This window comes from Croceitalea marina, from assembly GCF_042684265.1.
Classification (GTDB): Bacteria; Bacteroidota; Bacteroidia; order Flavobacteriales; family Flavobacteriaceae; genus Croceitalea; species Croceitalea marina.
The window spans coordinates 123,499-148,090 of the sequence record NZ_JBHULB010000016.1; the positions used below are offsets into that span (position 1 = coordinate 123,499).

28 protein-coding genes are annotated in these 24,592 nt (G+C 36.2%); 8 read left to right on the forward strand and 20 right to left on the reverse strand.

What is annotated here, in order from left to right; translation table 11 throughout:
• Nucleotides 1-46: 46 nt before the first annotated feature.
• Nucleotides 47-421, reverse strand: coding sequence for a GTPase (locus ACFSQJ_RS12135; RefSeq protein WP_377767238.1), 375 nt, complete (start codon nucleotides 419-421; stop codon nucleotides 47-49).
• A gap of 89 nt (nucleotides 422-510) precedes the next feature.
• Between ACFSQJ_RS12135 and ACFSQJ_RS12140 the strand changes: the two genes are divergently transcribed.
• Both ACFSQJ_RS12140 and ACFSQJ_RS12145 read left to right on the forward strand, forming a co-directional pair.
• Nucleotides 511-990 (forward strand): hypothetical protein, encoded by a 480-nt coding sequence (locus ACFSQJ_RS12140; RefSeq protein WP_377767239.1) that lies wholly within the window; start codon nucleotides 511-513, stop codon nucleotides 988-990.
• Nucleotides 991-992: 2 nt separating this feature from the next.
• Nucleotides 993-1,577, forward strand: coding sequence for a DUF1287 domain-containing protein (locus tag ACFSQJ_RS12145; RefSeq protein WP_377767241.1), 585 nt, complete (start codon nucleotides 993-995; stop codon nucleotides 1,575-1,577).
• Nucleotide 1,578: 1 nt separating this feature from the next.
• On the opposite strand, the gene gldC is transcribed toward ACFSQJ_RS12145, so the two are convergent.
• Entirely contained in the window at nucleotides 1,579-1,914 is a 336-nt protein-coding gene (gene gldC, locus ACFSQJ_RS12150) for a gliding motility protein GldC (RefSeq protein WP_377767242.1), read from the reverse strand.
• Nucleotides 1,914-2,885 carry a gliding motility lipoprotein GldB gene (gldB, locus tag ACFSQJ_RS12155; RefSeq protein ID WP_377767243.1) on the reverse strand — a complete coding sequence of 324 codons (972 nt, stop codon included), beginning with the start codon at nucleotides 2,883-2,885 and terminating at the stop codon, nucleotides 1,914-1,916. Before gldB ends, gldC begins: the two co-directional genes overlap by 1 nt.
• Nucleotides 2,886-2,950: 65 nt before the next feature.
• Here gldB and nadE point away from each other — a divergent pair, with 65 nt between their 5' ends.
• Both nadE and ACFSQJ_RS12165 read left to right on the forward strand, forming a co-directional pair.
• Nucleotides 2,951-3,754, forward strand: a complete 804-nt coding sequence (gene nadE, locus ACFSQJ_RS12160; protein WP_377767244.1) for an NAD(+) synthase — start codon at nucleotides 2,951-2,953, stop codon at nucleotides 3,752-3,754.
• Between the two features lie 152 nt (nucleotides 3,755-3,906).
• Nucleotides 3,907-4,536, forward strand: coding sequence for a response regulator (locus tag ACFSQJ_RS12165; protein WP_377767246.1), 630 nt, complete (start codon nucleotides 3,907-3,909; stop codon nucleotides 4,534-4,536).
• A 54-nt stretch (nucleotides 4,537-4,590) separates the two neighbouring features.
• On the opposite strand, the gene dnaG is transcribed toward ACFSQJ_RS12165, so the two are convergent.
• Entirely contained in the window at nucleotides 4,591-6,564 is a 1,974-nt protein-coding gene (dnaG, locus tag ACFSQJ_RS12170) for a DNA primase (RefSeq protein ID WP_377767247.1), read from the reverse strand.
• A gap of 73 nt (nucleotides 6,565-6,637) precedes the next feature.
• Here dnaG and ACFSQJ_RS12175 point away from each other — a divergent pair, with 73 nt between their 5' ends.
• Nucleotides 6,638-6,880, forward strand: coding sequence for a zinc-ribbon domain-containing protein (locus ACFSQJ_RS12175; RefSeq protein ID WP_377767248.1), 243 nt, complete (start codon nucleotides 6,638-6,640; stop codon nucleotides 6,878-6,880).
• Here ACFSQJ_RS12175 and ACFSQJ_RS12180 read toward each other — a convergent pair whose 3' ends face one another.
• From ACFSQJ_RS12180 to rsgA, 10 genes are all read right to left on the reverse strand, one after another.
• Entirely contained in the window at nucleotides 6,881-7,960 is a 1,080-nt protein-coding gene (locus ACFSQJ_RS12180) for a hypothetical protein (protein WP_377767249.1), read from the reverse strand.
• Between the two features lie 81 nt (nucleotides 7,961-8,041).
• A complete protein-coding gene (locus ACFSQJ_RS12185) occupies nucleotides 8,042-8,782 on the reverse strand; it encodes a hypothetical protein (protein ID WP_377767251.1) in 741 nt (246 codons plus the stop codon).
• Nucleotides 8,783-8,894: 112 nt separating this feature from the next.
• On the reverse strand, nucleotides 8,895-9,458 hold the full coding sequence (locus ACFSQJ_RS12190) for an RNA polymerase sigma factor (protein WP_377767252.1): 564 nt from the start codon (nucleotides 9,456-9,458) through the stop codon (nucleotides 8,895-8,897).
• A gap of 85 nt (nucleotides 9,459-9,543) precedes the next feature.
• On the reverse strand, nucleotides 9,544-10,521 hold the full coding sequence (locus ACFSQJ_RS12195; RefSeq protein ID WP_377767253.1) for a polyprenyl synthetase family protein: 978 nt from the start codon (nucleotides 10,519-10,521) through the stop codon (nucleotides 9,544-9,546).
• A 135-nt stretch (nucleotides 10,522-10,656) separates the two neighbouring features.
• Nucleotides 10,657-11,697 carry a 23S rRNA (adenine(2503)-C(2))-methyltransferase RlmN gene (gene rlmN / locus ACFSQJ_RS12200; RefSeq protein WP_377767254.1) on the reverse strand — a complete coding sequence of 347 codons (1,041 nt, stop codon included), beginning with the start codon at nucleotides 11,695-11,697 and terminating at the stop codon, nucleotides 10,657-10,659.
• 82 nt (nucleotides 11,698-11,779) lie between these two features.
• Complete coding sequence (queA, locus tag ACFSQJ_RS12205; protein WP_377767255.1) at nucleotides 11,780-12,829, reverse strand: tRNA preQ1(34) S-adenosylmethionine ribosyltransferase-isomerase QueA; 1,050 nt, start codon at nucleotides 12,827-12,829, stop codon at nucleotides 11,780-11,782.
• An 85-nt stretch (nucleotides 12,830-12,914) separates the two neighbouring features.
• On the reverse strand, nucleotides 12,915-14,144 hold the full coding sequence (locus ACFSQJ_RS12210) for a 3-phosphoshikimate 1-carboxyvinyltransferase (protein WP_377767256.1): 1,230 nt from the start codon (nucleotides 14,142-14,144) through the stop codon (nucleotides 12,915-12,917).
• A 44-nt stretch (nucleotides 14,145-14,188) separates the two neighbouring features.
• The gene (locus ACFSQJ_RS12215; RefSeq protein ID WP_377767258.1) at nucleotides 14,189-14,515 is read right to left on the reverse strand and encodes a nucleotide pyrophosphohydrolase; all 327 of its coding nucleotides are present in this window, start codon (nucleotides 14,513-14,515) and stop codon (nucleotides 14,189-14,191) included.
• On the reverse strand, nucleotides 14,515-14,967 hold the full coding sequence (gene dtd / locus ACFSQJ_RS12220; protein WP_377767260.1) for a D-aminoacyl-tRNA deacylase: 453 nt from the start codon (nucleotides 14,965-14,967) through the stop codon (nucleotides 14,515-14,517). Before dtd ends, ACFSQJ_RS12215 begins: the two co-directional genes overlap by 1 nt.
• A gap of 2 nt (nucleotides 14,968-14,969) precedes the next feature.
• Nucleotides 14,970-15,917 carry a ribosome small subunit-dependent GTPase A gene (rsgA, locus tag ACFSQJ_RS12225; RefSeq protein WP_377767261.1) on the reverse strand — a complete coding sequence of 316 codons (948 nt, stop codon included), beginning with the start codon at nucleotides 15,915-15,917 and terminating at the stop codon, nucleotides 14,970-14,972.
• A gap of 106 nt (nucleotides 15,918-16,023) precedes the next feature.
• Between rsgA and ACFSQJ_RS12230 the strand changes: the two genes are divergently transcribed.
• Entirely contained in the window at nucleotides 16,024-16,836 is an 813-nt protein-coding gene (locus tag ACFSQJ_RS12230; protein ID WP_377767263.1) for a hypothetical protein, read from the forward strand.
• Nucleotides 16,837-16,903: 67 nt separating this feature from the next.
• Here the strand turns inward: ACFSQJ_RS12230 and ACFSQJ_RS12235 are convergent, their stop codons facing one another.
• The 4 genes from ACFSQJ_RS12235 to ACFSQJ_RS12250 form a co-directional block, all read right to left on the reverse strand.
• The gene (locus ACFSQJ_RS12235; protein WP_377767264.1) at nucleotides 16,904-17,986 is read right to left on the reverse strand and encodes a chorismate mutase; all 1,083 of its coding nucleotides are present in this window, start codon (nucleotides 17,984-17,986) and stop codon (nucleotides 16,904-16,906) included.
• 122 nt (nucleotides 17,987-18,108) lie between these two features.
• A complete protein-coding gene (locus ACFSQJ_RS12240; protein ID WP_377767266.1) occupies nucleotides 18,109-18,969 on the reverse strand; it encodes a prephenate dehydrogenase in 861 nt (286 codons plus the stop codon).
• A gap of 38 nt (nucleotides 18,970-19,007) precedes the next feature.
• Nucleotides 19,008-20,150: a pyridoxal phosphate-dependent aminotransferase gene (locus ACFSQJ_RS12245; protein WP_377767267.1), complete on the reverse strand. Its 1,143-nt coding sequence runs from the start codon at nucleotides 20,148-20,150 to the stop codon at nucleotides 19,008-19,010.
• Nucleotides 20,147-20,977, reverse strand: a complete 831-nt coding sequence (locus tag ACFSQJ_RS12250) for a prephenate dehydratase (RefSeq protein WP_377767268.1) — start codon at nucleotides 20,975-20,977, stop codon at nucleotides 20,147-20,149. The genes ACFSQJ_RS12245 and ACFSQJ_RS12250 overlap by 4 nt, the downstream gene beginning before the upstream one ends.
• Before the next feature lie 326 nt (nucleotides 20,978-21,303).
• Here ACFSQJ_RS12250 and ACFSQJ_RS12255 point away from each other — a divergent pair, with 326 nt between their 5' ends.
• Both ACFSQJ_RS12255 and gldA read left to right on the forward strand, forming a co-directional pair.
• Entirely contained in the window at nucleotides 21,304-21,864 is a 561-nt protein-coding gene (locus tag ACFSQJ_RS12255; RefSeq protein ID WP_377767269.1) for a porin family protein, read from the forward strand.
• Between the two features lie 58 nt (nucleotides 21,865-21,922).
• Entirely contained in the window at nucleotides 21,923-22,816 is an 894-nt protein-coding gene (gene gldA, locus ACFSQJ_RS12260) for a gliding motility-associated ABC transporter ATP-binding subunit GldA (protein WP_377767270.1), read from the forward strand.
• Between the two features lie 240 nt (nucleotides 22,817-23,056).
• Here gldA and ACFSQJ_RS12265 read toward each other — a convergent pair whose 3' ends face one another.
• A complete protein-coding gene (locus ACFSQJ_RS12265) occupies nucleotides 23,057-23,464 on the reverse strand; it encodes a group III truncated hemoglobin (protein WP_377767272.1) in 408 nt (135 codons plus the stop codon).
• Between the two features lies 1 nt (nucleotide 23,465).
• Nucleotides 23,466-24,551, reverse strand: coding sequence for a serine hydrolase domain-containing protein (locus ACFSQJ_RS12270; RefSeq protein WP_377767273.1), 1,086 nt, complete (start codon nucleotides 24,549-24,551; stop codon nucleotides 23,466-23,468).
• Nucleotides 24,552-24,592 lie beyond the last annotated feature (41 nt).

The window sequence follows — 24,592 nt, forward strand, 5'->3', positions numbered from 1 at the left end:
AGACTCTATTAAGATTAGCTCCTCTTTTTCTAATCAGAATGGGGAGCTATGTTCGTTCTTTTAATAAACGAATTAAGCCATGTGAGGTTTTTAAACCACCCATTTCTTCTTTTGAAATTAATACCTCCAGACCATTACCACCTTCAATGAGCACTATCGGAAACTCGAATTTATAGCCAAATTTACTGGCATACATCTTTGCAAATTCATCTTTATGGAGAAACACCATTTTATGTTGGTAATTCTGTCTAAACTTTTTCCATGTTCGATTTTCAGAAACAACACCGTAGGTAATGTCACATAACTTACAATCATAAGTTGATGGACTAAAAACCTTTTGCATACTATCCATGAACGCATTTCTTGCACCCGAATTGGCGTTATACACAAAAACGATTTTTTGTTGGGTTTTCTTTTTCATGGAATAAAAATACATTGGTTTATTCTCAATTTAGCATCTAAAGCTTTAATTTCCATCAAGTAAATCCAAATTAGAAAACTAACAGGCAAATGACAGCGACTTCTCCAAGAAAAATAATCAAAACCCATTCAATCATTCATTTTGGCATGTTGGCCGGTCCACTTCTAGCTGGAATCTTTTTTTACCTAAATACAGAAGTAAATGCTAATGGCTCTCAAGAAGATATTTTCATTTATATATTCCCGCTTATTGCCCTGGTAGCAATTTTTACAAGTAAAGTTGTCTACCGCACTTTTTTAAAACCGCTAAAACAAAAAGAACATCTACGTGACAAATTAGCCGGACTACAATCAGCTTCACTCATTCAATATGCTTTAATTGAAGGGCCTGCATTTCTTAATATTATATGGTTTGGTCAGACAGGTAATCTTTTGTATTTGACTATCGGCGGGGTCTTATTAATTTATCTTTTTATCCTTCGGCCCACAAAAACTAAGATTGAAAATGACCTAGAACTAAAAGGTGAGCATAAAAGACAGTTCAATAGATTTGACGAAGCCATATCATAAAAATGAAAAAACAGAAGATACTCGCTTTATTATTTTTTATACACTGCTGCTTTATGTTTGGCCAAGAGCTTTTCTATGAAAAACTGGCCGATTCTGCATACATACTTACCAAAGACAAAGTAATCTATGACCCGAGTTATTTTTCTATTTCATATCCGAATGGTGATATTCCTGCCGCAAAAGGTGTTTGTGCAGATGTCATCATTAGGGCATATCGAAAATTAAATATCGACCTTCAAAAAGAAGTTCATGAAGATATGCGCGCAAATTTTAAGGCATATCCTAAAATCTGGGGCCTAAAACGTACCGATAAAAACATAGACCATAGACGGGTACCTAACTTGATGGTTTTCTTTGAACGCTTTGGAAAAACAAAACCTATCTCAAATAAAGGAGAAGATTACCAACCTGGCGATATTGTATGTTGGAATTTAGGTGGAGCAATAACCCATATTGGGCTAGTAAGCAACCAGAAATCAAGTGATAGAAAGCGATACTTGATCGTCCACAATATCGGAGCTGGCCAAGTGTTACAAGACTGCCTTTTTGATTATAAGATTATTGGGCATTATCGTTATTCTAAGTAGCTCAACTCTTAAGTTCAAGTTTTTCAGCGAAATAATCACAGAAATCCTTCATAGTAGCAGTCATCTTTTCGTCTTGGGTTGCTTTCATAAAAGTGTCTGCCATGGTCACCAAAGTTTGATGAAAGAAAGTTTTCATTTCATCTACGGGCATATCTTTTGTCCACAAATCAATCTTTAAAGACTCTTGATTTTTGCTATCCCAAACCGAAAGCATCATCGCTTTTGCACTTTCATTATCTATACCGCCATCTTCCGCCGACCATGTGAGTTGTTCTGGAACCCTGTTTTCGTCAAGCCCGACTTTTAATCTTATTTCTGAAGTATGTGCTACTGCCATTATCTTTTTGGTTTGTAATTTGATTTTTTAAAAATATCATCCGCTGGTAGGCTAAGTAATTGTGTTGGGCTAATATTCGGGTTTTTGTCCATAAAAGCCCGAACAATCTGCCATCCCATATAACGTCCTAATCTGCCCGGTGATTCGCTATCCAATTCCAGTCCAAATTTAGAAAAGGGTGCTGGATCTAAAAACCTTCGATCCAGTTTAGCATCGGTACTATATAACAACTCTTCTTCAATAAAATGCCGCCAGATCTGCTCCTCATTAATTCTTGCCCAATCTAGCTCCTCTTTGGTATATCCGATTTTTTGATAGTCCTCCGTATTTGGTATGAGCCTATCAATTAAATACAACTCTTTACCATAGTATACCATTCTAGATAGAAAAGAACGGTTTCTAGGATATTTGTTTACACGCTTGGCTAAAGCACTTGCAATATTTGATGTTAAATAGTCTTTATCCAATCCTTTTGCGACATAATTCGGTAAACCGGAATAGAAATAATGTTCTTCCCCCAAATAGTTATCTAGCCCCAAAAGCAACAAAGAATCTGCCAAAATCACCCGATCATTATAATTTACATCAGAAATTACAGTAATCACCTTAGGAGGATAAAACCTTGGAAAATAGTATTTAAAGTGTTTAAAAAGCGACTCGATATCTTCTGACTCGTCTTCAAAACTTCTAAATACTTTATTCACCTCTTCTTCCAGCTCTATTTGTAAAGTATCGGTTAATTTGGCAATCCAAACACTGTCTGAGTATTGCTTAGGAAACAAATAAGGGTAGCTGGCTTTAAGCTCTGGGATATCTTCAGACGTGGCATCTGCGAACAACCTATCGAAGCGAATAAGCTCAACATCCATAGCTATGGCATTAATCGCCTTTTCGTTTTTATCTTCCTCTTTACACGAAAAAAATAGCCCAATAGTGATAAGAATTAGAAAGTATTTTTGAAACAACTTCATTTTTTACCTTTCAGGGTTTAATTTTACAAGGCACAAAGGTAAATTTTTGACTTTAAAAGAGAACTATGCAAACTGAAAAGGTAATAGAACATATTGTTAATTGGCTAAAAGAATATGCAGTAAACGCAAAATGTAAAGGATTTGTAATTGGGGTTTCAGGGGGTATCGACTCTGCAGTAACCTCAACCCTTTGCGCCAAAACAGGGCTTGACCTTTTATGTTTAGAGATGCCTATCCATCAGGGTAAAAACCAAGTGACCAGAGCTGACCGGCATATTGCATGGTTAATAAAAAATTTTAATAGCGTAAATAGGCAAAAGGTCGAACTCACTCCTGTATTTGATAGTCTAGTCGACGCATTTCCAAAAGTTGAAAAAGAAGAAGACCGATTTATGTCATTAGCAAATACACGTGCACGACTACGAATGACCTCACTTTACTATTTTGCGGCACTAAAGGGTTACCTAGTAGCAGGTACAGGCAATAAAGTGGAGGATTTTGGCGTTGGGTTCTATACCAAATATGGTGATGGCGGAGTAGATTTAAGCCCCATTGCAGATTTACTGAAGTCTGAAGTTTACGAAATAGCAAAGTTGTTAGGAGTTAACCAAGAAATTATAGAAGCAGCACCCACAGATGGCCTTTGGGGCGATAGTAGAACCGATGAAGATCAAATAGGCGCAAGTTACCCAGAATTGGAATGGGCGATGGCGATGGATGACCAAGGAAAAACGGCCGATGATTTTTCCGACAGGGAAAAAGTAGTCTTCACAATCTATAAAAAATTAAATACTGCCAACCAACATAAGATGATTCCTATACCTGTTTGTGAGATTCCGGAAACGTTAAAAACAACCACTCAACTATAAATCAGCGTAGTAAAACGAATAAAAACCATAAAATTTTATGGTTTTAATAAAAAAAATGAATCTTTGTTCGACTATTTTAGCTATATTGCCCTGCCTTTGTTGTAAGGAATTGATTACTAAAAAGTTTTAACAAAAAAATAAAACCTACTATAATGATTAAAGTTTTAATTGCAGACAGTCACCCTGTAGTAAGATTAGGAGTAAAGCAAGTTCTTGAAGCTGCTTCTGGTTTTGATGTGGTTGCCGATGTGTCTTCGACTTCTGAACTTTTTGAAACTTTAGAAAAAGTTTCTCCCGATGTTGTAATGCTAGAAATGGATATTCCGGATATCAATGGTATTGCCACTCTAAGAAAAATGAAACAAGAATTTCCTGAAGCCAAAGTACTGATGTTCAGTGGACAATCTGAAGATGTTTACGCTTTAAGCAGCATTCGTGCCGGGGCGTTCGGTTATCTTTCGAAAGCTGCCGACATAGAGTATATTGTGTCGGCCATCAAAAAAGTTGCTGAAGGAAATATGTTTATTACAAACGAATTAGCACAGCGCTTAGCTTTTGACGAAGGCTCACAAAAGCCAAGAAGATTCTTTAGAAAGTTATCTACCAGAGAGATAGAAGTATTAAAACTTCTTGCAAGTGGAAAACGAAACAAAGAAGTTGCCGAAGGTTTAAACCTTAACGAAAAAACAGTTAGTACTTACAAGGCAAGGTTAATGCGTAAGTTAAACGTGGACAACTTGGTTGATTTACTTCAGCAAGCAAAAGCGTTGGAATTATACTAAAAAAGTAATGATTTATATACAGAAAAACCCCAGCAATCTGGGGTTTTTCTTGTTTTAAAAAGATAAAACCCGACCCAATCTTTTATTCAACAAAACATGTAAATTATTATAATCATTAATTTCCTTTAATATTTCGGAATTATCCTCATTCTGCAATGTTTTATTTTGAAGAGAGGAAACTACTTTTTTAACTAGAAAAGACCTCAATGTCAAAACTGTTTCATCAACTAACTGCACCAAACTATTTCGTTTCATCTTAGGATAGATATCTTTACGCTCCCAATCATGTATATCATACTTTTCCTCTTCCATTAATATAGAAGTAACTTCATTCGTATAGTCTTGACTTAAATTATTTACAAAATCCTTTATTTGAAACGAATCTTTTTCATTCATTTCTGATATCAATTGAAAATAGACTTTTCTAAATGTTTCATTAGTAAATTCCACTTCATCTTCCTGAAGATTTAAAAATATCTTCTCAAATACTTTTAAGGTTGATAATTCACTTGTCATTACTAAATCACCTTCATCATTTTCTCTTAAAACTAGATCTTCGAACTCATCACTCTCAAACCCATAAAGTATTAAAATACCTATTATTTTTCGTTCCAATTCATATTGCACATCTACTTTTTCAACCACCTGATCATTCTTGACCACTTCAAAGGCTTTCTGCTCTTGCTTGATTTTTTTATTCGCATCTGCAGCTCCTTTTTTGTCAATCTGCGCTAGTGTATTGTACAAGACTTCTTCAGAAATTTGCATAATCTTGGCACACTCTTGAATGTAGATTTCTTTTTGAATCTGATCCGGGATTTTAGAAATGCTATTTACGATGTCACGTACAGTATCCGCTCTTTTTATAGGGTCGTTAGCGGCCTCTTCGGCCAGTAGCGATGTTTTAAATTGAATAAAGTCTTTAGCATTTTCTTCTAAATAAAGAACTACATCTTCATAAGCATTGTTTTTGGCAAAACTATCAGGATCTTCACCTTCTGGAAAAGAACAAACCTTTACATTCATCCCTTGCTCGAGAATCAAATCGATACCGCGTAGCGATGCTCTCAACCCTGCCGCATCGCCATCAAAAAGAACCGTAATATTCTTGGTCAGCCTATTTATAAGGCGAATCTGCTCAGGGGTCAAAGCTGTACCACTAGATGAGACAACGTTTTCGATTCCCCTTTGATGCATTTGAATAACATCGGTATACCCCTCGACCAAATAACACCTATCTTCTTTTGCGATGGCTTTCTTGGCATAGTAAATACCATAGAGCACCTTGCTTTTATGATAAATATTACTTTCTGGGGAGTTTAAATATTTAGCGGCCTTTTTATCATTGGTAAGTATTCGACCTCCAAAACCCAGAACACGCCCGCTCATCGAATGGATGGGAAACATTACCCTACCTTTAAATCTATCAAATTTTTTAGTTTCGCCTTCAGCATGTTCTTTTACAATGGTAAGTCCGGTTTTGGCCAAGTACTCTAATTGATAACCATTGTCTAGAGCACTTTTTGTAAAAGCTTCCCATTCATTAGGGTTAAACCCAAGACCAAACTTCTTTATAGTTTCATCCGTAAATCCGCGCTCCTTAAAATACGAAAGGGCAATTGCCTTACCAGGCTCGGTTTCCCATAAGGTTTTTATAAAATATGTATTGGCATATTCAGAAACCAAGAACATACTTTCGCGCTCGTTGGCCTGTTCTTTCTGTTCATCGGTCTGCTCCGTCTCCTCGATTTCAATATTGTACTTTTTAGCCAAGTATTTAATTGCCTCGGGGTAGGTGAAGTGCTCATGTTCCATTAAAAACGCCACCACGTTGCCACCTTTTCCGCTACTAAAGTCTTTCCAAATCTGTTTTACCGGCGAAACCATAAAACTAGGTGTGCGCTCATCTGAAAATGGACTCAGCCCTTTGAAGTTAGAACCTGATTTTTTGAGCTGCACAAAATCACCGATGACCTCCTCTAAACGAGCAGTTTCATATACTTGGTCTATGGTAGTTTTTGAAATCATGAGGCTTCCCTTAATCCCCTCCCTAGTTGAGAAGTTTTAATTCTGTAAATTACAAACTCAAATGTAGTGAAAAATGATTCTTTTCTTCGGTACAAAACCCGGTAAACTAACCATACGACACCTACAAAACCTAGCCTGTTCGTATTGCTCGCAAATCGGAACAGTTAATGCGATTATCCGCCCCAACTATTTTCATTTGTTCTGGATACCCTTATTTAAAATAGGAACATCCCGCTATGCGGAATGCTCCCATTGTAAACGTGTTTTTTATAAAGAGGAATTTAACGAAGAGATGCTAAAAGAAATCTCAAATTAGTTATAAATCAAATCGAAGCCCTAAAGAAATGTTCCGTTGCTTTATAGCTGCATCTTTAAATATCGGGTTTAAATCATATTTTATATAAAGCAAAGTTCCACCGACGCCTGTATAAGCACTTAACCCATATATTAAATCGCTTGTATTGTAATCTCTCTTAAATTTATCTTTGACCCGCTCCCCGTTAAAATCATACTTTAATTTTTGACGCGTACCAATATTGAATCCCCCGTAAGCCCCAATACCAAACCTGAATTGTTTATATATAGAATACCGTATTGTTTTCTCAGTTTCCTTAAACTTTGATGGTCCAAATTCAAAATGTACTGGAAAGACCAAGTTATCCATCCGTAGTTTAGACTTCCTCAATTGTAAATCAAATTCTTGTAGTTCCGTTTGGCCTCCATTTTCTACAAAAAATTGGTTATCATTTGGTTTTAGACCATTAAATTGGAATGAAAAACCATAGTTCAATCTCATAAAATTAGAATTCTTAAAAACTCTTGTGCGCCATTGCACACCCAATTCAAAAAACCGACTACCTCCAATTTTATATGGTGAATCGTCTAAAGACTGGCCATCAATTAAGGCATTATTAAGACCAATCGCCATTACAAAGTCAGAATAGGTTCGTCGATCATATTTAAGCTCTCGTTTCCAGTTTTTAGTACTAAAAAAGATTTCTTCAAATGGTTTTCCATTAACGTCGATGCCTATTCTTATCTGATCTTCTACATTTGAATCTCCACTTGTATCGCTCAAAACATCCCCGTCATTTCTTTCTAACAATGCGATTCTATTATCAATAATGGCCAATCTATTATCAATATTCAATGCCCTTTTTTTAGCTGCCTCAGCTTTTAAGGTTTCTGCTTCTGAACTTGAAATAGAACCACGTTCAACCCGCTTATTGATTTCTTCCACCTCTAATTTCAGTGCTTTCTTTTCTTGTTGGGTGATTTTTTCTTTTTGCTTTTTTAGGGTTTCTATTTTCTTTTGATAATCACTGCTTTGAGCTACCACATTCTGGGTTAGAAAAAATAACAGCAAGCTTACTAAAATGGTTGTAACGTTTTTCATGATGATTTTGATTTTATGCCCCCTCATAACCTCCCCAGAAAGGGGAGGAATTTAATTGGGAGCTTTTGATTGATGAATAATTTATTGGTTTCGGTCAGCTACTGCGGTGCGTGCCTTAAAAAAACCTTGTTTTAATTTTTCAAAGATTTTATTTCTAAAAGATTGGTCTAACTCAATCTCAACTTCATTGAGTAAGGCCATGGCATCTACTTTACCATCTTGTTGAAACAAGCGTTCTTTTAAAACATCTTGTTGAGCGCTTCTTAAAAGGGAGTCAATCTCTGCATCTGTAACCTGGTTGGCCATACTTTCGAGATTAATTACCGTAGCAAGTACTTCCTCAACTTTTTTATTGATAATCAAATCTTCGGCTTTTGTACTTACAAAACTATCTTTAACTACTTTCTCTCTGTCAGATAAAGGTTCCACAACCGCTAAACCCTTGTTACTTTGAATGGCGTCTTCTTTGATAGGACTAGTCACCGGATTCGGTCGGTTACCTTCTTCAACAATTTGAATGTTATTCTTCTCGTTACTGGTCACTACAATATCAGTTTGTTCATTACTTTCAGAATTACTATCCTTTTCGCTTTCAACATTTACTATTTGAGTAGCGGATTCATTATTCTGTGTATTAAAGAATACCACCGAGATTACCAGAAGACCTATTAAACATGCGGCAATAGCATACCAATAGCCATTTCTGCTACTTTTTTGAACGTCAGCGCCCAGAGAAGATTCCACACGCTCCCAGGCTGTGGTGCTTGGCGAAATCTTACGTTCCTCCAACTTTTCTTTTATATGTTTTTCTAACTTTTCCATATTCTTTCTACTAATTCGACTACACTTCGACAGGCTCAGTGTGACATCTTATACTTTACAATAATACTCTGACAGCACTTGGACTACACTTCGACGAGCTCAGGGTAACACCTCAGTACGACACTGTTTTTGTTATTCCTTTTAATCTTAAATTTTCTTGAAGCAATTTTCTTGCTTTGAATAATTGCGACTTTGAAGTTCCTTCTGAAATTTCTAACATCTTGGCAATTTCATGATGTTTATACCCTTCAACAGCATAGAGCACAAAAACCATTTTATACCCTTCAGGCAAAGCATCTATGAGTTGCTGTACCCCTTCAACATCGATTATAGAAGCTGAACTACTCTCAAATCGCTCATTTTTATCCACTATTTCATCATCAAAGACCACAAACTGTTGTTTTCTCAAGTACGATATGCTTTCACGAACCATTATTTTACGGATCCAACCTTCAAAACTTCCTCTATGTTCAAAAGCGCTCAAATTTTTAAAGACCTTTACAAAACCGTTTACCATGACATCTTCTGCAAAATGCACATCCTTAATGTACTGCCTACAAACACTTAACATTTTAGGGGCAAATTTTTCATAAATAGTGCGTTGTGCATCTCTATTGCCAGAGATTGCCTTTTTAAGCAATTGCTTTTCATTACTATAAAATGAAATAATTTTCAAAAGTTCTCGGTTTGTATTGTTTGTGCTAAATGGACGCTTCTATAAATATAGACGCAGGAAGATTTAAAAAGGTTGCCCTGGGTAGTTATTTTTTTCTATCCACCACGTAATTCACCATTAAAATAAGTGCTCTCTTATATTCGGAGTCTTCGTAGTTATTCAACAAAGACAAGGCTTCATCCTTAAATTGAAGCATTTTTACCACGGCATAATCCAGCCCACCTTTTTCCTTCACGTAAGCAATGACCTCTTTGACACGTTTCTTGTCTTTGTTATGATTTTTTATGGAGTTGATCAACCAACGCTTTTTATCTTTAGAACTATTGTTCAAAGCGTATATCAAAGGAAGTGTCATTTTTTGCTCCTTTATATCTATACCAGTAGGCTTGCCAATACGTTCGCTGCCATAATCGAACAAATCATCTTTTATCTGAAATGCCATACCGCACAATTGCCCGAATTTTCTAAAAACAGCAACCTCTTCTGAATCTGGTTTTACCGAAGCTGCCCCCATACTGCAACAAGCAGCGATAAGTGTAGCAGTTTTTTGCTTAATGATATCATAATAAACTTCTTCGGTAATATCAAGGCGTCTGGCTTTTTCAATTTGCAACAGCTCGCCTTCGCTCATTTCTTTTACCGAATTGGAGATAATCTGCAATAAGTCATAATCACCCTTTTCTAAAGCCACCAGTAATCCTTTTGAAAAAAGATAATCGCCCACCAAAACGGCAATTTTATTTTTCCAAAGTGCATTAATAGAGAAAAAGCCGCGACGCTTGTTGCTGTCATCTACGACATCGTCATGAACCAAACTAGCTGTATGAATCAATTCAATAATTGAAGCTCCGGTATAAGTTCGCTCCGAGACTTGGCCCTTGTTCAAAAGCTTGGCCGTTAAAAAAACGAACATGGGGCGCATCTGCTTCCCTTTTCTATTTACGATGTAGTAGGTAATTCTATTAAAAAGCGCAACTTTAGAGGACATTGAGCCACGAAACTTTTCTTCAAAAAGTTCCATTTCGTTTTCAATGGGCTCACGTATTTGCGCTACAATTTTCAATTATGGAGTCGGACTGGACTGCTTTGGTTTGTACATCAAAAGTAGCGAAAAAGGTAGAGCTGTATGCAGTTGGATTGTAGTTTTAAGACGAATAACAAAAACTAGCGTCAAGAATTTAGGTAATCGATCAAAAACTCAAGATTTATTGGCCAATTGACCACATGCCGCATCAATATCTTTACCACGAGAACGTCGTATCGTAACAGTAATTCCATTAGCCTCTAAAGTTTTTTGATACATTTCAATAGCACTACTTGATGCCTGTTGAAATTCGCCATCGTCAATAGGGTTATATTCTATAATGTTCACTTTAGAAGGGGCAAAACGACAAAACTTGACCAATGCATTTACATCTGCTTGAGTGTCATTAATTCCGTTCCAAACTACATATTCATAAGTAATTCTATTTTTGGTCTTAGCATACCAATATTCAAGGGCTTCCCGTAAATCTTTAAGAGGAAAGGTTTCATTAAAGGGCATTATCGAAGTTCTCACCTCATCTATAGCTGAATGTAAGGAAACCGCAAGGTTGAATTTCACCCCATCATCGGCCATTTTTCTAATCATTTTGGGCACCCCTGACGTTGAAACCGTAATTCGCTTAGGAGACATACCCAGACCTTCTTTTGAAGTAATTTTTTCTATGGATTTAAGAACATTATTGTAATTCATTAAGGGTTCTCCCATGCCCATAAAAACAATATTGCTCAACGGCCTATCAAAATACAATCTGCTTTCATTGTCAATGACTACCACTTGATCATAAATTTCATCAGGATTTAGATTGCGCATTCGTTTTAATCTAGATGTGGCGCAAAATTTACAATCTAAACTACAACCTACTTGACTAGAAACACATGCCGTAGTTCTGGTAGCTGTTGGTATTAAAACGGACTCTACAATTAAACTATCGTGAAGGCGTACCGCATTTTTTATGGTACCATCAGAGCTTCGTTGCATTTGATCAACCTTAATATGATTGATAACAAAATTTGCCGCTAACATATCTCTCGTTTCTTTAGAAACATTGGTCATCACATCAAAAGAATGAGCAGCTTTTTGCCACAACCATTCATAGACCTGATTACCACGAAAAGCCTTATCCCCTTGGGAAACAAAAAAATCTCTCAACTGATCTTTCGTAAGTGCGCGTATGTCTTTTTTATCTTGTTTCACTTTAACAAAGGTAGGAAATGAAAAATCCCGACTACATCGGGATTTTTCTAAATTCTCACTCTCGTGGGAATGTTAGTATTATTTAGATGATTAACATTGCATCTCCATAAGAGTAAAAACGATACCCTTCTAAAATAGCCTGTTTGTATGCTTTTTTCATTAAATCATGACCCACAAAAGCTGAAACCATCATTAACAAAGTTGATTTCGGCAAATGGAAATTGGTAATCATAGCATTTGCAATACTAAAATCGTATGGGGGGAATATAAATTTGTTTGTCCACCCCTCAAATGTATTCAATGTATGGTCAGAAGACACGGCACTTTCCAGTCCGCGCATTACCGTAGTGCCAACCGCGCAAACGCGCTTTTTTCTTTTCTTGGCATTATTAACAATCTCCGTGGCTTTTTCGTCAATCACCAATTCCTCACTATCCATTTTGTGCTTTGACAAATCTTCGACCTCAACTGGATTAAAAGTTCCCAAACCTACGTGAAGCGTAACTTCGGCAAAGTCAAGTCCCTTTATTTCCAATCTTTTTAAAAGATGTTTTGAGAAATGTAAGCCGGCGGTAGGTGCAGCAACTGCACCTTCATGCTTAGCGTAAATAGTTTGGTACCGCTCCTCATCTTCTGGGGTAACGTCTCTTTTGATATATTTTGGTAGAGGTGTCTCACCTAACTGTCTTAATTTTCTTCTAAAATCCAAGTAAGAACCATCATATAAAAAACGGAGGGTACGCCCTCTTGAAGTTGTATTATCGATAACTTCAGCCACTAGGCTTTCATCATCTCCGAAATACAATTTATTACCAATTCTTATTTTACGCGCTGGATCCACAAGCACATCCCAAAGGCGCTGTTCTTCGTTTAATTCGCGTAGCAAAAACACCTCAATACGTGCTCCTGTTTTTTCTTTATTCCCGTAAAGTCTTGCAGGAAAAACTTTTGTGTTATTCAACACCATTACATCACCCTCATCAAAATAATCAATCATATCCTTGAACATTTTATGTTCAATCTTACCGGTTTCACGGTGAATGACCATCAATTTAGATTCATCTCTGTTTTCTGCAGGATATTCGGCCAATAATTCTTTTGGAAGGTCAAAATTAAAGTTTGATAATTTCATGAAGTTCTATTTGGATTTTTCAAAGATGGCAAATATACAATCTGAAGGCAGGGGTTGTCAAGCAATTACCCAATTAATTCAAAAATTAGATTTCTCGCACTTCCATTCCAATAGCTTTCATATCCTTCCAGAAATCCGGATAAGATTTGGACACCACCTCGGATTCGTTAATACCAAGATTAATTTTCAAAGCAATTGGAGCAAAAGCCATGGCCATTCTATGGTCATTATAGGTGTCAATGGCAACATTAGGAATTAAATTTTCACTAGCTGTTAAATTTAAACTTTCATTTGTTAAAGCAACTTTTCCTCCTAATTTTTCCAACTCGGTTTTCATAGCGGCCAATCTATCCGTTTCTTTAATCGGTAGTGTATGCAAACCTGTAAGATGACAGTCCACGTTTAAACCAAGACAAGTTACGGCGATTGTCTGTGCGATATCAGGTGCATTTTCAAGTGCAAATGCCACTTTCTTTTCTACAACTTTGTTTACTTTTTTAAGTACAATCTGATTTTTTAAAAATTCGGTTTCTACGCCAAACTCTTTATAGATTTCACTAAGAATACTATCTCCTTGCAAAGAGTTTTTTTTATAGGCGGATAGCTTGATTTCGCTCCCCACTTTCGACAATGCTGCAATACTGTAAAAATAACTAGCTGCACTCCAGTCTGATTCTACAACCAAATTGGCTTTTTCAACTTTGGCCTTAGGTTTCACTCGAATTATATTCTCAGTAAATTCGGTTTCTATGCCCACCCCATTAAGTAAAGCCAAGGTCATATTAATATAGGGGACAGAGGTTATTTTACCTATCAATTCAACTTCAAGACCATTTTTTAAGCTTGGAGCAATGAGTAACAATGAGGATATATATTGGCTACTTATATTCGCAGGCAAGCTTACTTTAGAGCTTGTAATAGCAGTACCTGTAATTCGTAATGGTGGGTAACCTTCGTTCTTAACGTATTCAATTTTTGCGCCTAAACTTCTTAAGGCATCTACAAGTACTTTAATGGGGCGCTCTTGCATTCTTTTTGAACCGGTAAGCACTACATTTTTCTGCTCTTGTGATGCAAAATAGGATGTAAGAAACCGCATTGCGGTCCCGGCATGATGAATATCTACTTCTCCATCAGCTATTTTTAAGCCTTTGGCCATTACTTGAGCATCATCTGAATTGGAAAGATTGTCTATGTTAATATTTGAGAAAAGAGCCTGAAGCAGAAGTAATCTGTTGGTTTCACTTTTAGACCCCGTAATCTCAATTGCAGACTTTAATAAATTATCCGAAGGAGCGGAAAGATGAAGTTTCAAAATTGTCTTGTTAGATTGGTAAAAATAAAAACTCAAATATAGGTTTATTTGAGCTTTTCGTTGTTGTGGTGACGGTCGTGATCACGTTTTGTTTTTAAATCTAACTTTTTATCAAATGCCTGTTGTAAATTTACCCCCGTTTGATTGGCAAGGCATAAAACAACAAAGAGCACATCTGCCAGTTCTTCGCCTAGATCTTTGTTCTTATCAGATTCTTTTTCACTTTGCTCACCATACCTACGGGCAATGATACGAGCTACTTCACCGACCTCTTCGGTTAGTTGCGCCATATTCGTAAGCTCGTTAAAATAACGAACACCATGTTCCTTAATCCAAATATCGACTGCTTTTTGAGCGTTTTCTATGTTCATTATTCTCTATTTTTGGTATCAATTATAATAGTCACCGGACCGTCATTTAATAAATCCACTTTCATATCTGCACCAAAAACACCACTGCCGACTTTCTTCTTTAAATCTTGTTCTATTTGTGCTATAAAACTTTCATATAATAGAACTGCTAGCGCTGGTTTTGAAGCTTTTAAATATGAAGGTCGATTTCCTTTTTTAGTGCTCGCATGTAAGGTAAATTGGCTGACCACAATGGCATCTCCGTTTACGGCTAAAAGAGAATTGTTCATTACACCGTTTTCGTCATTAAATATTCTAAGGTTTACAATTTTATTGGATAGCCATTTTACATCATCTACAGAGTCGGCGTCTTCAATGCCTATTAAGATTAACAATCCCGTAGCGATATCTGACACTAAATCTTCGTTCACGGTCACACTCGCCTTAGAAACTCGCTGTATAACTGCACGCATTCTTATTCTTTATAAATATCAACTCGATAATTCTCATCTTCACCGTTCACCATTTGCACATAACTACGATACCTGCTCCAAGTCAATTTATTCTCATCTAGAGCATCTTTTACAGCACATTTAGGCTCATCCAAATGCATACAATTATTGAACTTGCATTCTGATTTAAGTTCAAAAAATTCAGGAAAATAATCGCCGATTTCCTCTTTCTCCATATCAACGATTCCAAATCCTCTTATACCAGGGGTATCTATAATTTGTGCTCCAAAAGAAAGGTCATACATTTCGGCAAATGTTGTAGTATGCTGACCTTGTAAATGTTGTTCTGAAATTTCGGCCGTTTTTAGATGAAGACCCGGTTCTACAGCATTGACCAAAGTGGACTTACCAACACCGGAATGACCTGAGAACATACTTGTTTTATCCATCATCATTGCTTTTACTTCCTCAATACCATTACCTTCTTTGGCAGAAATTGAAATACATTTGTAACCAATCGCTTCATAGGTTTTCATCAGAAAATTAATTTCAGCTAGTTCTTCTTCATTGTAAGCATCGATTTTATTGAACAACAAAATCGCAGGTATTTCATACGCTTCTGCCGTGACCAAAAAGCGATCAATAAAACTTGTGAAAGTTGTCGGGTTGTTGAGGGTTACCATCAAAAAAACCTGATCTAAATTAACCGCAATGATATGTGTTTGTTTAGATAAATTTACCGACTTTCTTATAATGTAATTCTTGCGTTCACGAATCTCATGAATAACACCTATCGTTTCGTCTCCCTTTTTTTCCAATTCAAAAAGAACATCGTCACCTACAGCTATCGGATTGGTACTTTTAATACCCTTTATACGAAACTTTCCTTTAATTCTACATTCGTAAAAATCACCATCAATAGACTTGACAGTGTACCAACTTCCTGTAGACTTATACACAGTTCCGCGCATTAAATACTTTATTATTAACAATACATACAATAACAAAGAAACGACTTTCTTTTTATTCCTTTTTATAGTATTATTGAATACTAAATAATTCAAAATCAGCTTTACAATGAAACTTAAAAATCTATTTTTTACTTTTTTACTCTGTGCCTTTTCTAATTTTATTAGTGCACAAGAGGTTATTACCAATGAAAGCATTATTCAAATGATGGAGCTTGGTTTTGACGATTCGATGATCATAGACAAAATATACACCTCAGATGTAAAGTTTGATGCTTCAATAGCTGGGTTAGGAGCTTTGAAGAAAGCGGGCGCGTCTTCAGAGGTACTTTCTCTTGTTATGGAAAAGTCAAAACAAAACACAAAATCTAAAACTGGTATTTATTTTGTAAACCAAGATGGAGAAAATGAGTTGATACAACCTGCCGTTTTTTCCGGAAAAAACAGTAATCAAGTAGCTCAGAAATTAGTTTCGGGCTTTATTAACGCCAAACAAAAGGCACGATTGCCAAGAACTAAGAGCAATAACGTTATTAAAACCAATAGACCAGAATTTACTTTTAAATTTAATCCTGCGACGACAGAGGTTGATAATCTTCAAAACACCCAAGGTAACCAAGCTGGGCTTTTAAATTGGTGGTTTAGAGTTGCAAGTAACCCTAATGAGTTTGTTTTAGTGCAACTTAAGGTTAGGGAAAAGCAAAATCTTAGAGAGGTAATTACTGGAAAAAGTAATTGGCTTTCTAGCAATGAAGGTGTTGACCCTAAACTCGCCATAGGTTTTGATATTGAAGAAATTGAAGGTAATGTATTTAAAGTAACACCAACCTCTCTTGAGCCAGGAGAGTATGCTTTCTTGTATCAAGGACAAGTGCCGCAAGGAAGACAGAATCAATCTGTTTTTGATTTTTCGATACAATAAACAAAGTATTAAGAACTAAAAAAAGCCTCGGTATTACCGGGGCTTTTTACATAAATTCAAGTTTTGGCTAGGCCTTAACTATCTTTTCTTGATGGTTAATCGATTCTTGGTGAATCGCCTTGAACATTCGAAGTACGAACTCTTCACTCAGTCCTTTGCTTTCACCTTCTAAAATCATAGCACCTAAAATTTGGTTCCATCGATTTGATTGTAAAACGGCTACGTTTTTCTCCTTCTTAAGCTTTCCTATGCTATCGGCAATTTTCATTCGCTTTCCTAAAGTTTCTATGAGTTGATTATCAACCACGTCTATCTGGGCTCTTAAATTGCTCAGTTTTGTATTGTATTCCGCCTCTTCATCGGTTTCTTTTCTAATTCTCAAATCTTTCATAATCTGAACCAATTTAGCTGGGGTCACTTGTTGTGCTGCGTCACTCCATGCATTGTCAGGGTCGTGATGTGTCTCTATCATCAATCCGTCAAAGTTTAAATCCAGAGCAGTTTGCGAAACATCAAAAATCATGTCGCGCTTCCCGGTAATATGGGAAGGGTCGTTAATTAGCGGTAGGTCAGGAAATCTATTCTGAAATTCAATCGCTAATTGCCATTCCGGAATATTACGATATTTAGTTTTCTCGTAAGTAGAAAAGCCTCTATGAATAGCCCCCAACTTTTTAATTCCTGCCGTATGCAAACGTTCTATACCGCCCAACCACAAGGCCAAATCTGGATTTACAGGATTCTTTACCAATACAATCTTATCGGTACCTTCAAGAGCATCTGCCAATTCTTGCATAATAAAAGGACTCACTGTTGATCTTGCCCCAATCCATAATAAATCGATGTCATGCTCTAAAGCCAATTCTACATGATTGCGGTTAGCGACTTCGGTAGCTGTTTTCAAACCAGTCTCCGCTTTTACTTTTTGAAGCCACTTTAAACCCAAAGCACCAACACCTTCAAAATTACCAGGTCGCGTTCTGGGCTTCCATATTCCTGCGCGGTAATAGTTAACATCGGTATCTTTCAACTCATGCGCAATACGCAATACTTGTTCCTCGGTTTCTGCACTACATGGCCCTGCTATTACTAGTGGATGGTCTAAACCCATATCATCCAACCATGTTCTCATTTCTTTAGTATTCTCCATTACTTCTTTTTTTGATGAAGGTTTAAAAGGGTGAAGGGTAAAGGTTTTAGTATTTCACCAATTGTAATCTTCTGCTTTTAATTAATTGTTTTTGTTATTAGACTGATTATTCTTGTTTGAACTCACTTTTTAGTCAAAGGAATTCCGTTTAAGATTTGTTTTATTTTATTAGTGCTATTCATTTCATTGTAGATTCCATCAAAATCATCCTCTAAAAGCAGTTGCTTGAATTCCTCTAGATTTTGAATATACTCATCAAGGGTCTCAACAACATTTTCCTTGTTCTGCTCGAATATGGGTGTCCACATCGCCGGCGAACTCTTTGCCAAACGTACCGTGCTTTCAAAACCCGATCCTGCCATGTCAAAAATATCACGTTCATTTTTTTCTTTTTCAATGACAGTCTTTCCTAACATAAATGAACTGATGTGTGACAAATGGGATACATAGGCAATATGCTTATCATGTGCGTCAGAATTCATATAGCGTATGCGCATACCCATATCTTGAAAAAGTTTCAAGGCAGTTTCTTGAAGTTTAAAAGCAGTCTTTTCAACCTCACATATGATATTTGTTTTTCCATCATATAAATTTTCAATAGCTGCTTCGGGCCCTGAGTATTCAGTTCCGGCAATGGGGTGACATGCTAAAAAGTTTCTTCGCTTCGGATGATTCTCTACCACCTTACAAATCAAAGATTTTGTAGAACCAGCATCGAAAACGACGGTTTCTTCACCTACCCCATCTAAAATTTTTGGTAGTTCGGTTACCAAAGCATCCACAGGAATAGCAATAATCACCATATCTGCGTTTGGCAAATCACTATAGTCAGACTTCTCATCTATCAACCCCAAGGATAGTGCCGTTTCTAGATGTGTTGAATTAGCATCTATTCCATAAATTTGACTTCCTGGACGGAGTTTTTTAAGGTCTTTGGCAAAAGACCCTCCTATTAACCCAACACCAATTATTACTACTTTCATATTTCTTGGTCTCGACTCCGCTCGACCTGACAGTTTAATTAAAACCTACTTATTGCCTCTCTAATTTTTTCTTCTTTCACGCAAAGCGAAAAACGAATATATCCTTCTCCATTACTACCAAATATGGTACCTGGAGCAATAAAAATATTTTTCTTGTGCAACAACTCATCGATATACGCTTCTGATGATTTTGAACCCTTTGGTAGTTTTGCCCAAACAAACATACCTGCAGCTTTACTGTCATATGTTGCACCTAATTTATCTACCAATTCAAACATTAAATTTCTTCGTTTTTTATAAACAGTATCTAATTGATCAAACCAATCACTATTACTTTTTAAAGCTGCGATTGCTCCTTTTTGAATTCCATAAAACATGCCAGAATCCATATTGCTTTTTACCTTTAAAACAGCATTGATATTTTCTGAATTTCCCAATAACATACCTACGCGCCAACCGGCCATATTAAAGGTTTTGCTTAAACTATTTAGTTCTAAACAATAATCTTTCGCACCATTAATACTTAAAATACTCGTAGGATTTTTGGTCAACACAAAACTATAAGGGTTATCATTGACCAACAAAATATCATGTGCTTTTGCAAATGCCACCAGAGTCGCTAGTTTTTCTTTGGATGCAACTGCACCAGTTGGCATGTGTGGATAACTGACCCACATCAGTTTTACTTTTGATAAATCTTTTCTAGAGAGTTCCTCTATATTAGGAAACCAGTTATTTTCTTCCTTTAAATCATAAGTGCGCGGTATTGCCTGCACTAACTTGGTTACTGCAGCATAAGTCGGATAACCTGGGTTCGGCAATAGTACCTCATCGCAAGCATTTAAAAAAGCCATACTAATGTGCATGATTCCTTCTTTTGAACCCATTAAGGGCAGAACCTCACTTGTAGGATTAGGACTAAAACCAAACTTGTTTTTATAAAACTCCGCCATTGCCTCTCTCAGTTCTGGAAGTCCTTGATAACTCTGATATTGACTAGCACCTGGCTCTGAAATAGCTTCTTTTAAGGCATCTAAAACTTCTGGGGAAGGAGGCAAATCTGGACTGCCAATTCCCATATTAATGGTAGGTTTGCCCTGTGCAATCAGACTTCTTACCTCTCTTAGTTTTTTAGAGAAATAATATTCTTGAACCGATTTTAATCTATCTGCCGTAATCATTTTTTCAAAGCATTTCTGTACTCGCCCAAAACCCTAAAATCTTCGGACATGATTTTTAGTAACGCTTTACCTTTTTCAAAATCTGTGTAGGCATCAAACGTAACGTCCACAAAAAATGCATATTTCCAAGGCGTTTCTATCACAGGTAAAGATTGAATTTTTGTTAAGTTCATATTACAATCACTCATAACATTTAACACTGCTGCTAAACTGCCTCTTTTGTGGTCAGTGATAAAACGAAGAGAAGCTTTGTTAATCGCCTCTTTGGGCAGTACCTTGTTCTGCTTTTTTAGGATTATAAAGCGAGTGGCATTATTTTTTATCGTTTGAATGGCGGATGCTATAATGTCTAAATTATACAAGTCAGCTGCCACTTTCGGGGCAATAGCCCCTACGGTTCTCAATTCTTTTTCTTCTATCCGTTTTGCCGTTTCAGCTGTATCAACATCTTCGACCAATTTAATTTTTGGATAAGCCTTAAAAAAGTCTTTGCACTGTAAAAGAGCCATCGGGTGTGAATGCACCTCGGTAATGTCTTCAATAGTCAGCCCTGGTTTAACCATTAAATTATGGTCAATGTTCAAATAGTGCTCTCCAATAATATGTATCTGGTTGTGGTAAATTAAATTATAGTTTGGAATAATACTTCCTGCAATTGAATTTTCGATAGCCATTACAGCTTTGTCAGCAGTGCCATTGAGCAACTCTTCAATTAGTTTATCAAAAGACAAACACTCTACCAAATCAAAAGGCTCCGTAAAAAACTCTTTAGCAACTTGATGATGATTGCTTCCTTTAATTCCTTGTATGGCTATTTTTAAATTCATTCCAAAAAAAAAGCCCTGATTTATATCAGGACTTCAAATGTTTTTTATACTTAAGGTATACTACAACAGTCCTGTATTTCTTTTAAAAAAGAAATAAAAATAAAAACCGTTCCAGTAATACGTTCTTTTCATTTTGCTAAAATTCTAGGCTAAGATTAAGCATTCTATGTTAATATCAAAAGAATTATTCCATTTTTAGCCATTATTAAGTATTTGATTAAAATTTTAATCAATAATTACACTTTTATCAAAAAAATGCTATATAAAATTTTTTATCTCTAATTTCGTTATACACCAATTTATATAAACCCTAAAATTATTCAACCATGAAAAACACAATTTACTTATCATTTGCACTGCTTTTATGTTTTAGCAGTTTAAGCGCCCAAGATTTTTCTTTTGGTGCCAAGGCCGGTGCCAATTTCGCTAATGTGACCGGAGATGATGTTGAAAACTCAAGTTCAAGAACGGGATTTCACCTTGGAGCAGTGGCCAGAATAGGTGTCTCAGAAAAATTTGGCATTCAGCCCGAGCTAATTTATTCGCAACAGGGTGCAAAAGACGATGAATTTGACGTTACCTTAAAATTAGACTATCTAAATGTACCTGTTTTAGCTGATATTGTTGTAGCTCAAGGATTTAGCTTACAAGTTGGACCTCAATTCGGCATCAATATCAATAGCGGTGTTGAAGATGATAATGGTAACGAAGGTGATGTTGAAGATATAAACAGTCTTGACCTTGGTGCCGCTCTTGGAGCGCAATACAAACTTGATTCAGGACTATTCTTTCAGGCTAGATATAATCTAGGCCTGAGCGATATTGCCGAAGATTCTGATGTTAAAAATGCTAACATTACGATTTCAATAGGATATTTCTTTCTGTAACTAATTTTATGAAATGGACATATGATAGTGTACTTTTATATAGTTCAAACACTTTTGTATGTCCATTTCTGTTAAAAACATTACCAAATCTTTTGGTAGCCAAAAAGCGTTAGATAATATTTCATTTTCCATTCAGAAAGGTGAAATCGTTGGTTTTCTCGGACCTAATGGCGCAGGAAAATCTACCATGATGCGTGTTTTGACCACGTACCACAATGCAGATTCAGGTCAAGCTGAAGTTAACGGTTTTGATGTTTTAAAATCGAAACTTGACGTACAAAAGAGCATTGGCTATCTACCAGAGCACAATCCGCTCTATTTAGAAATGTACATTAAAGAATATTTAGCTTTTAATGCTAATATCTATAAGGTTTCAAAGGAACGCGTAAATGAAGTTATTGAACAAACTGGATTAACCCTAGAGGCACATAAGACGATAGGACAACTATCAAAAGGCTATCGCCAGCGTGTGGGTCTGGCAGCAGCACTATTACATAACCCTGACGTTCTAATTTTAGACGAGCCAACAACAGGTCTTGATCCTAACCAACTGATTGAAATACGCAAATTGATTCGTGAGATTGGCAAAGAAAAGACCATTCTACTTTCTACACATATTATGAAGGAGGTTGAAGCTGTTTGTGACCGCGTAATTATTATCAATAAAGGAGAATTGGTAGCAGACAAAAAATTGGAGGAATTACGCGAAGCCGAGCAACAAATTATTGAGGTAGAATTTGATTACCGGGTAGAAGAAGTATTGCTAAATAAAATGCCGAATGTTTCTTCCGTTAAGAATACAGGTGGTTTTGTCTACGAAATTGTTTTTAATACCTCAAAAGATATGAGACCAACCGTATTTGATTTTGCACACGATAATGAGCTGAAAACCTTACAGCTAAGCAGAAAAAATAAAAATTTAGAAAGTTTGTTTACTGAACTAACGACCTAGTGTTAGACGCTGTTAGTTTGTAACTAGGCCTTCGTTTTCAGGAGATGTTAATTCTTTTGAGATATTCTGATCTAGCGATTCCTCGTTATTATCAGCGTTAGCTTTAAACAAGATTATGGCTAAAAGAAGAAAAATAAAAAGCACTGCACACTTTCGCATTGTGAATCATATTTGTCATGAAATTATATTTTTTGCTTCATGAAACACTTGATTTTTCTATGAACGACTTAAAAATTTGGTTTAAGTGTTCTTATTTGCCCTTTGCCGTTGTTCGAAAATGGCCATAAACATGCGTACACTTATATTTCGTGCCCTTTGTTTTGCCTTTTCTGCATTCTCGCCTATAAAATGGGCATCTATGGTTTCAATCCAATGGCGAAGCCAAATCCCAAAGTGGTAGTTTGAAATGGTATAGCCCATTTCCTTGTCTAAATCTGCGTGTACCTGTAGTGGATTTGCTTTATACTTTTGAACAAAGAACAAATTGGTTTCCCAGAAATCAGTAAGCTTTTCAATGTGCTCTGGCCAATCTTGAACTGTTCTATTAAAAAAATGGCCTATCTCATTATCTTGGCGAACTTTCTCATAGAACTTAGTGACCAGTAAATGAACTTCTTCACGACCCGAAATTTTTATTCTTTTTTTCATGCTATCCAAGATGAACAAGAGTATTAATGGCACTATCCAAACTATTCTGCACTTTAGAATCTGTACAATTGATAAGAATAGATACTACCAGTTTCTCATTTGGATAAACAAATAGGTTAGAGTACACTCCAACACTACTCCCTACATGACCTACAAAATTTCTGCCCAAGTTATCTTCGCTTACTTGAAAACCAAGCCCATAATAAATAGACTCTTGATCAACTAGTTGCGCGGTGAGCAATTCTAGATAGGTCTCTTTTTCTAATAAGTTTTTATCGAGTAGTTCTTGACCTAGTTTAGCCACATCATCGCTTGTAGACAGATAGCCCCCACCTGCCAGTTTATAAAAATTATTTACTTCAATGGCTTTCTTAAAACCGATTGGTGTTTTGGTATAAAACTTAGCTTGATTCTCAACTACGCTCGAACCGATAGTTGGGTGTTGTAACGGAGGAATGGTATTTCTCATTCCAAGTGGATCCAAAACCTTTTCTTTCACATATTGCTCAAAAGGCATTCCACTTGCTTCTTGCATTGCCAATGAGAGTAACACAAAATCAAAACTGTTATAAAGGTAACCTTTGCCTGGCTTAAACATCAACGGATCATCTTTAAAAACTTCGAGGCTATCTGCAATTGAAAATGGTTGGTTTAGACCAAATTCCTTCCCTCGGTATGCTCTTATACCTGCGGTATGACTCGCCAATTGCCGAAGCGTAAAGTCATATGCTTTCTTTGGGTAATTAGGTACATATTTATAAAATGAATCATCAAATTCTAATAGCCCCTCCTCCACCATTTTACCTAGGGCTAACCCAGTGATACATTTTGAAATACTGGCAATTCTAAAAATTGTTTCTTTTGGGTTAACTGGTATTTCATTTTCAATATCACAGTAGCCAAATCCTTTTTGAAACAGTATTTCATCTCGTTTTGTAATGGTAATGGCCAGACCAGGAATACTCTTCTCAACACATAAGTTATGAAGAATGGCATCAGATTTTTTAAGACCCGAAAGCCCTTTCAAAGACTTTACTTTGACCTGATGGGTAAAAATATTGCTTAAGTATGTGATGAATGAATTCACTTAATAATGCGTAATTATAAAATCGGTAAAGCTGGTTTTTT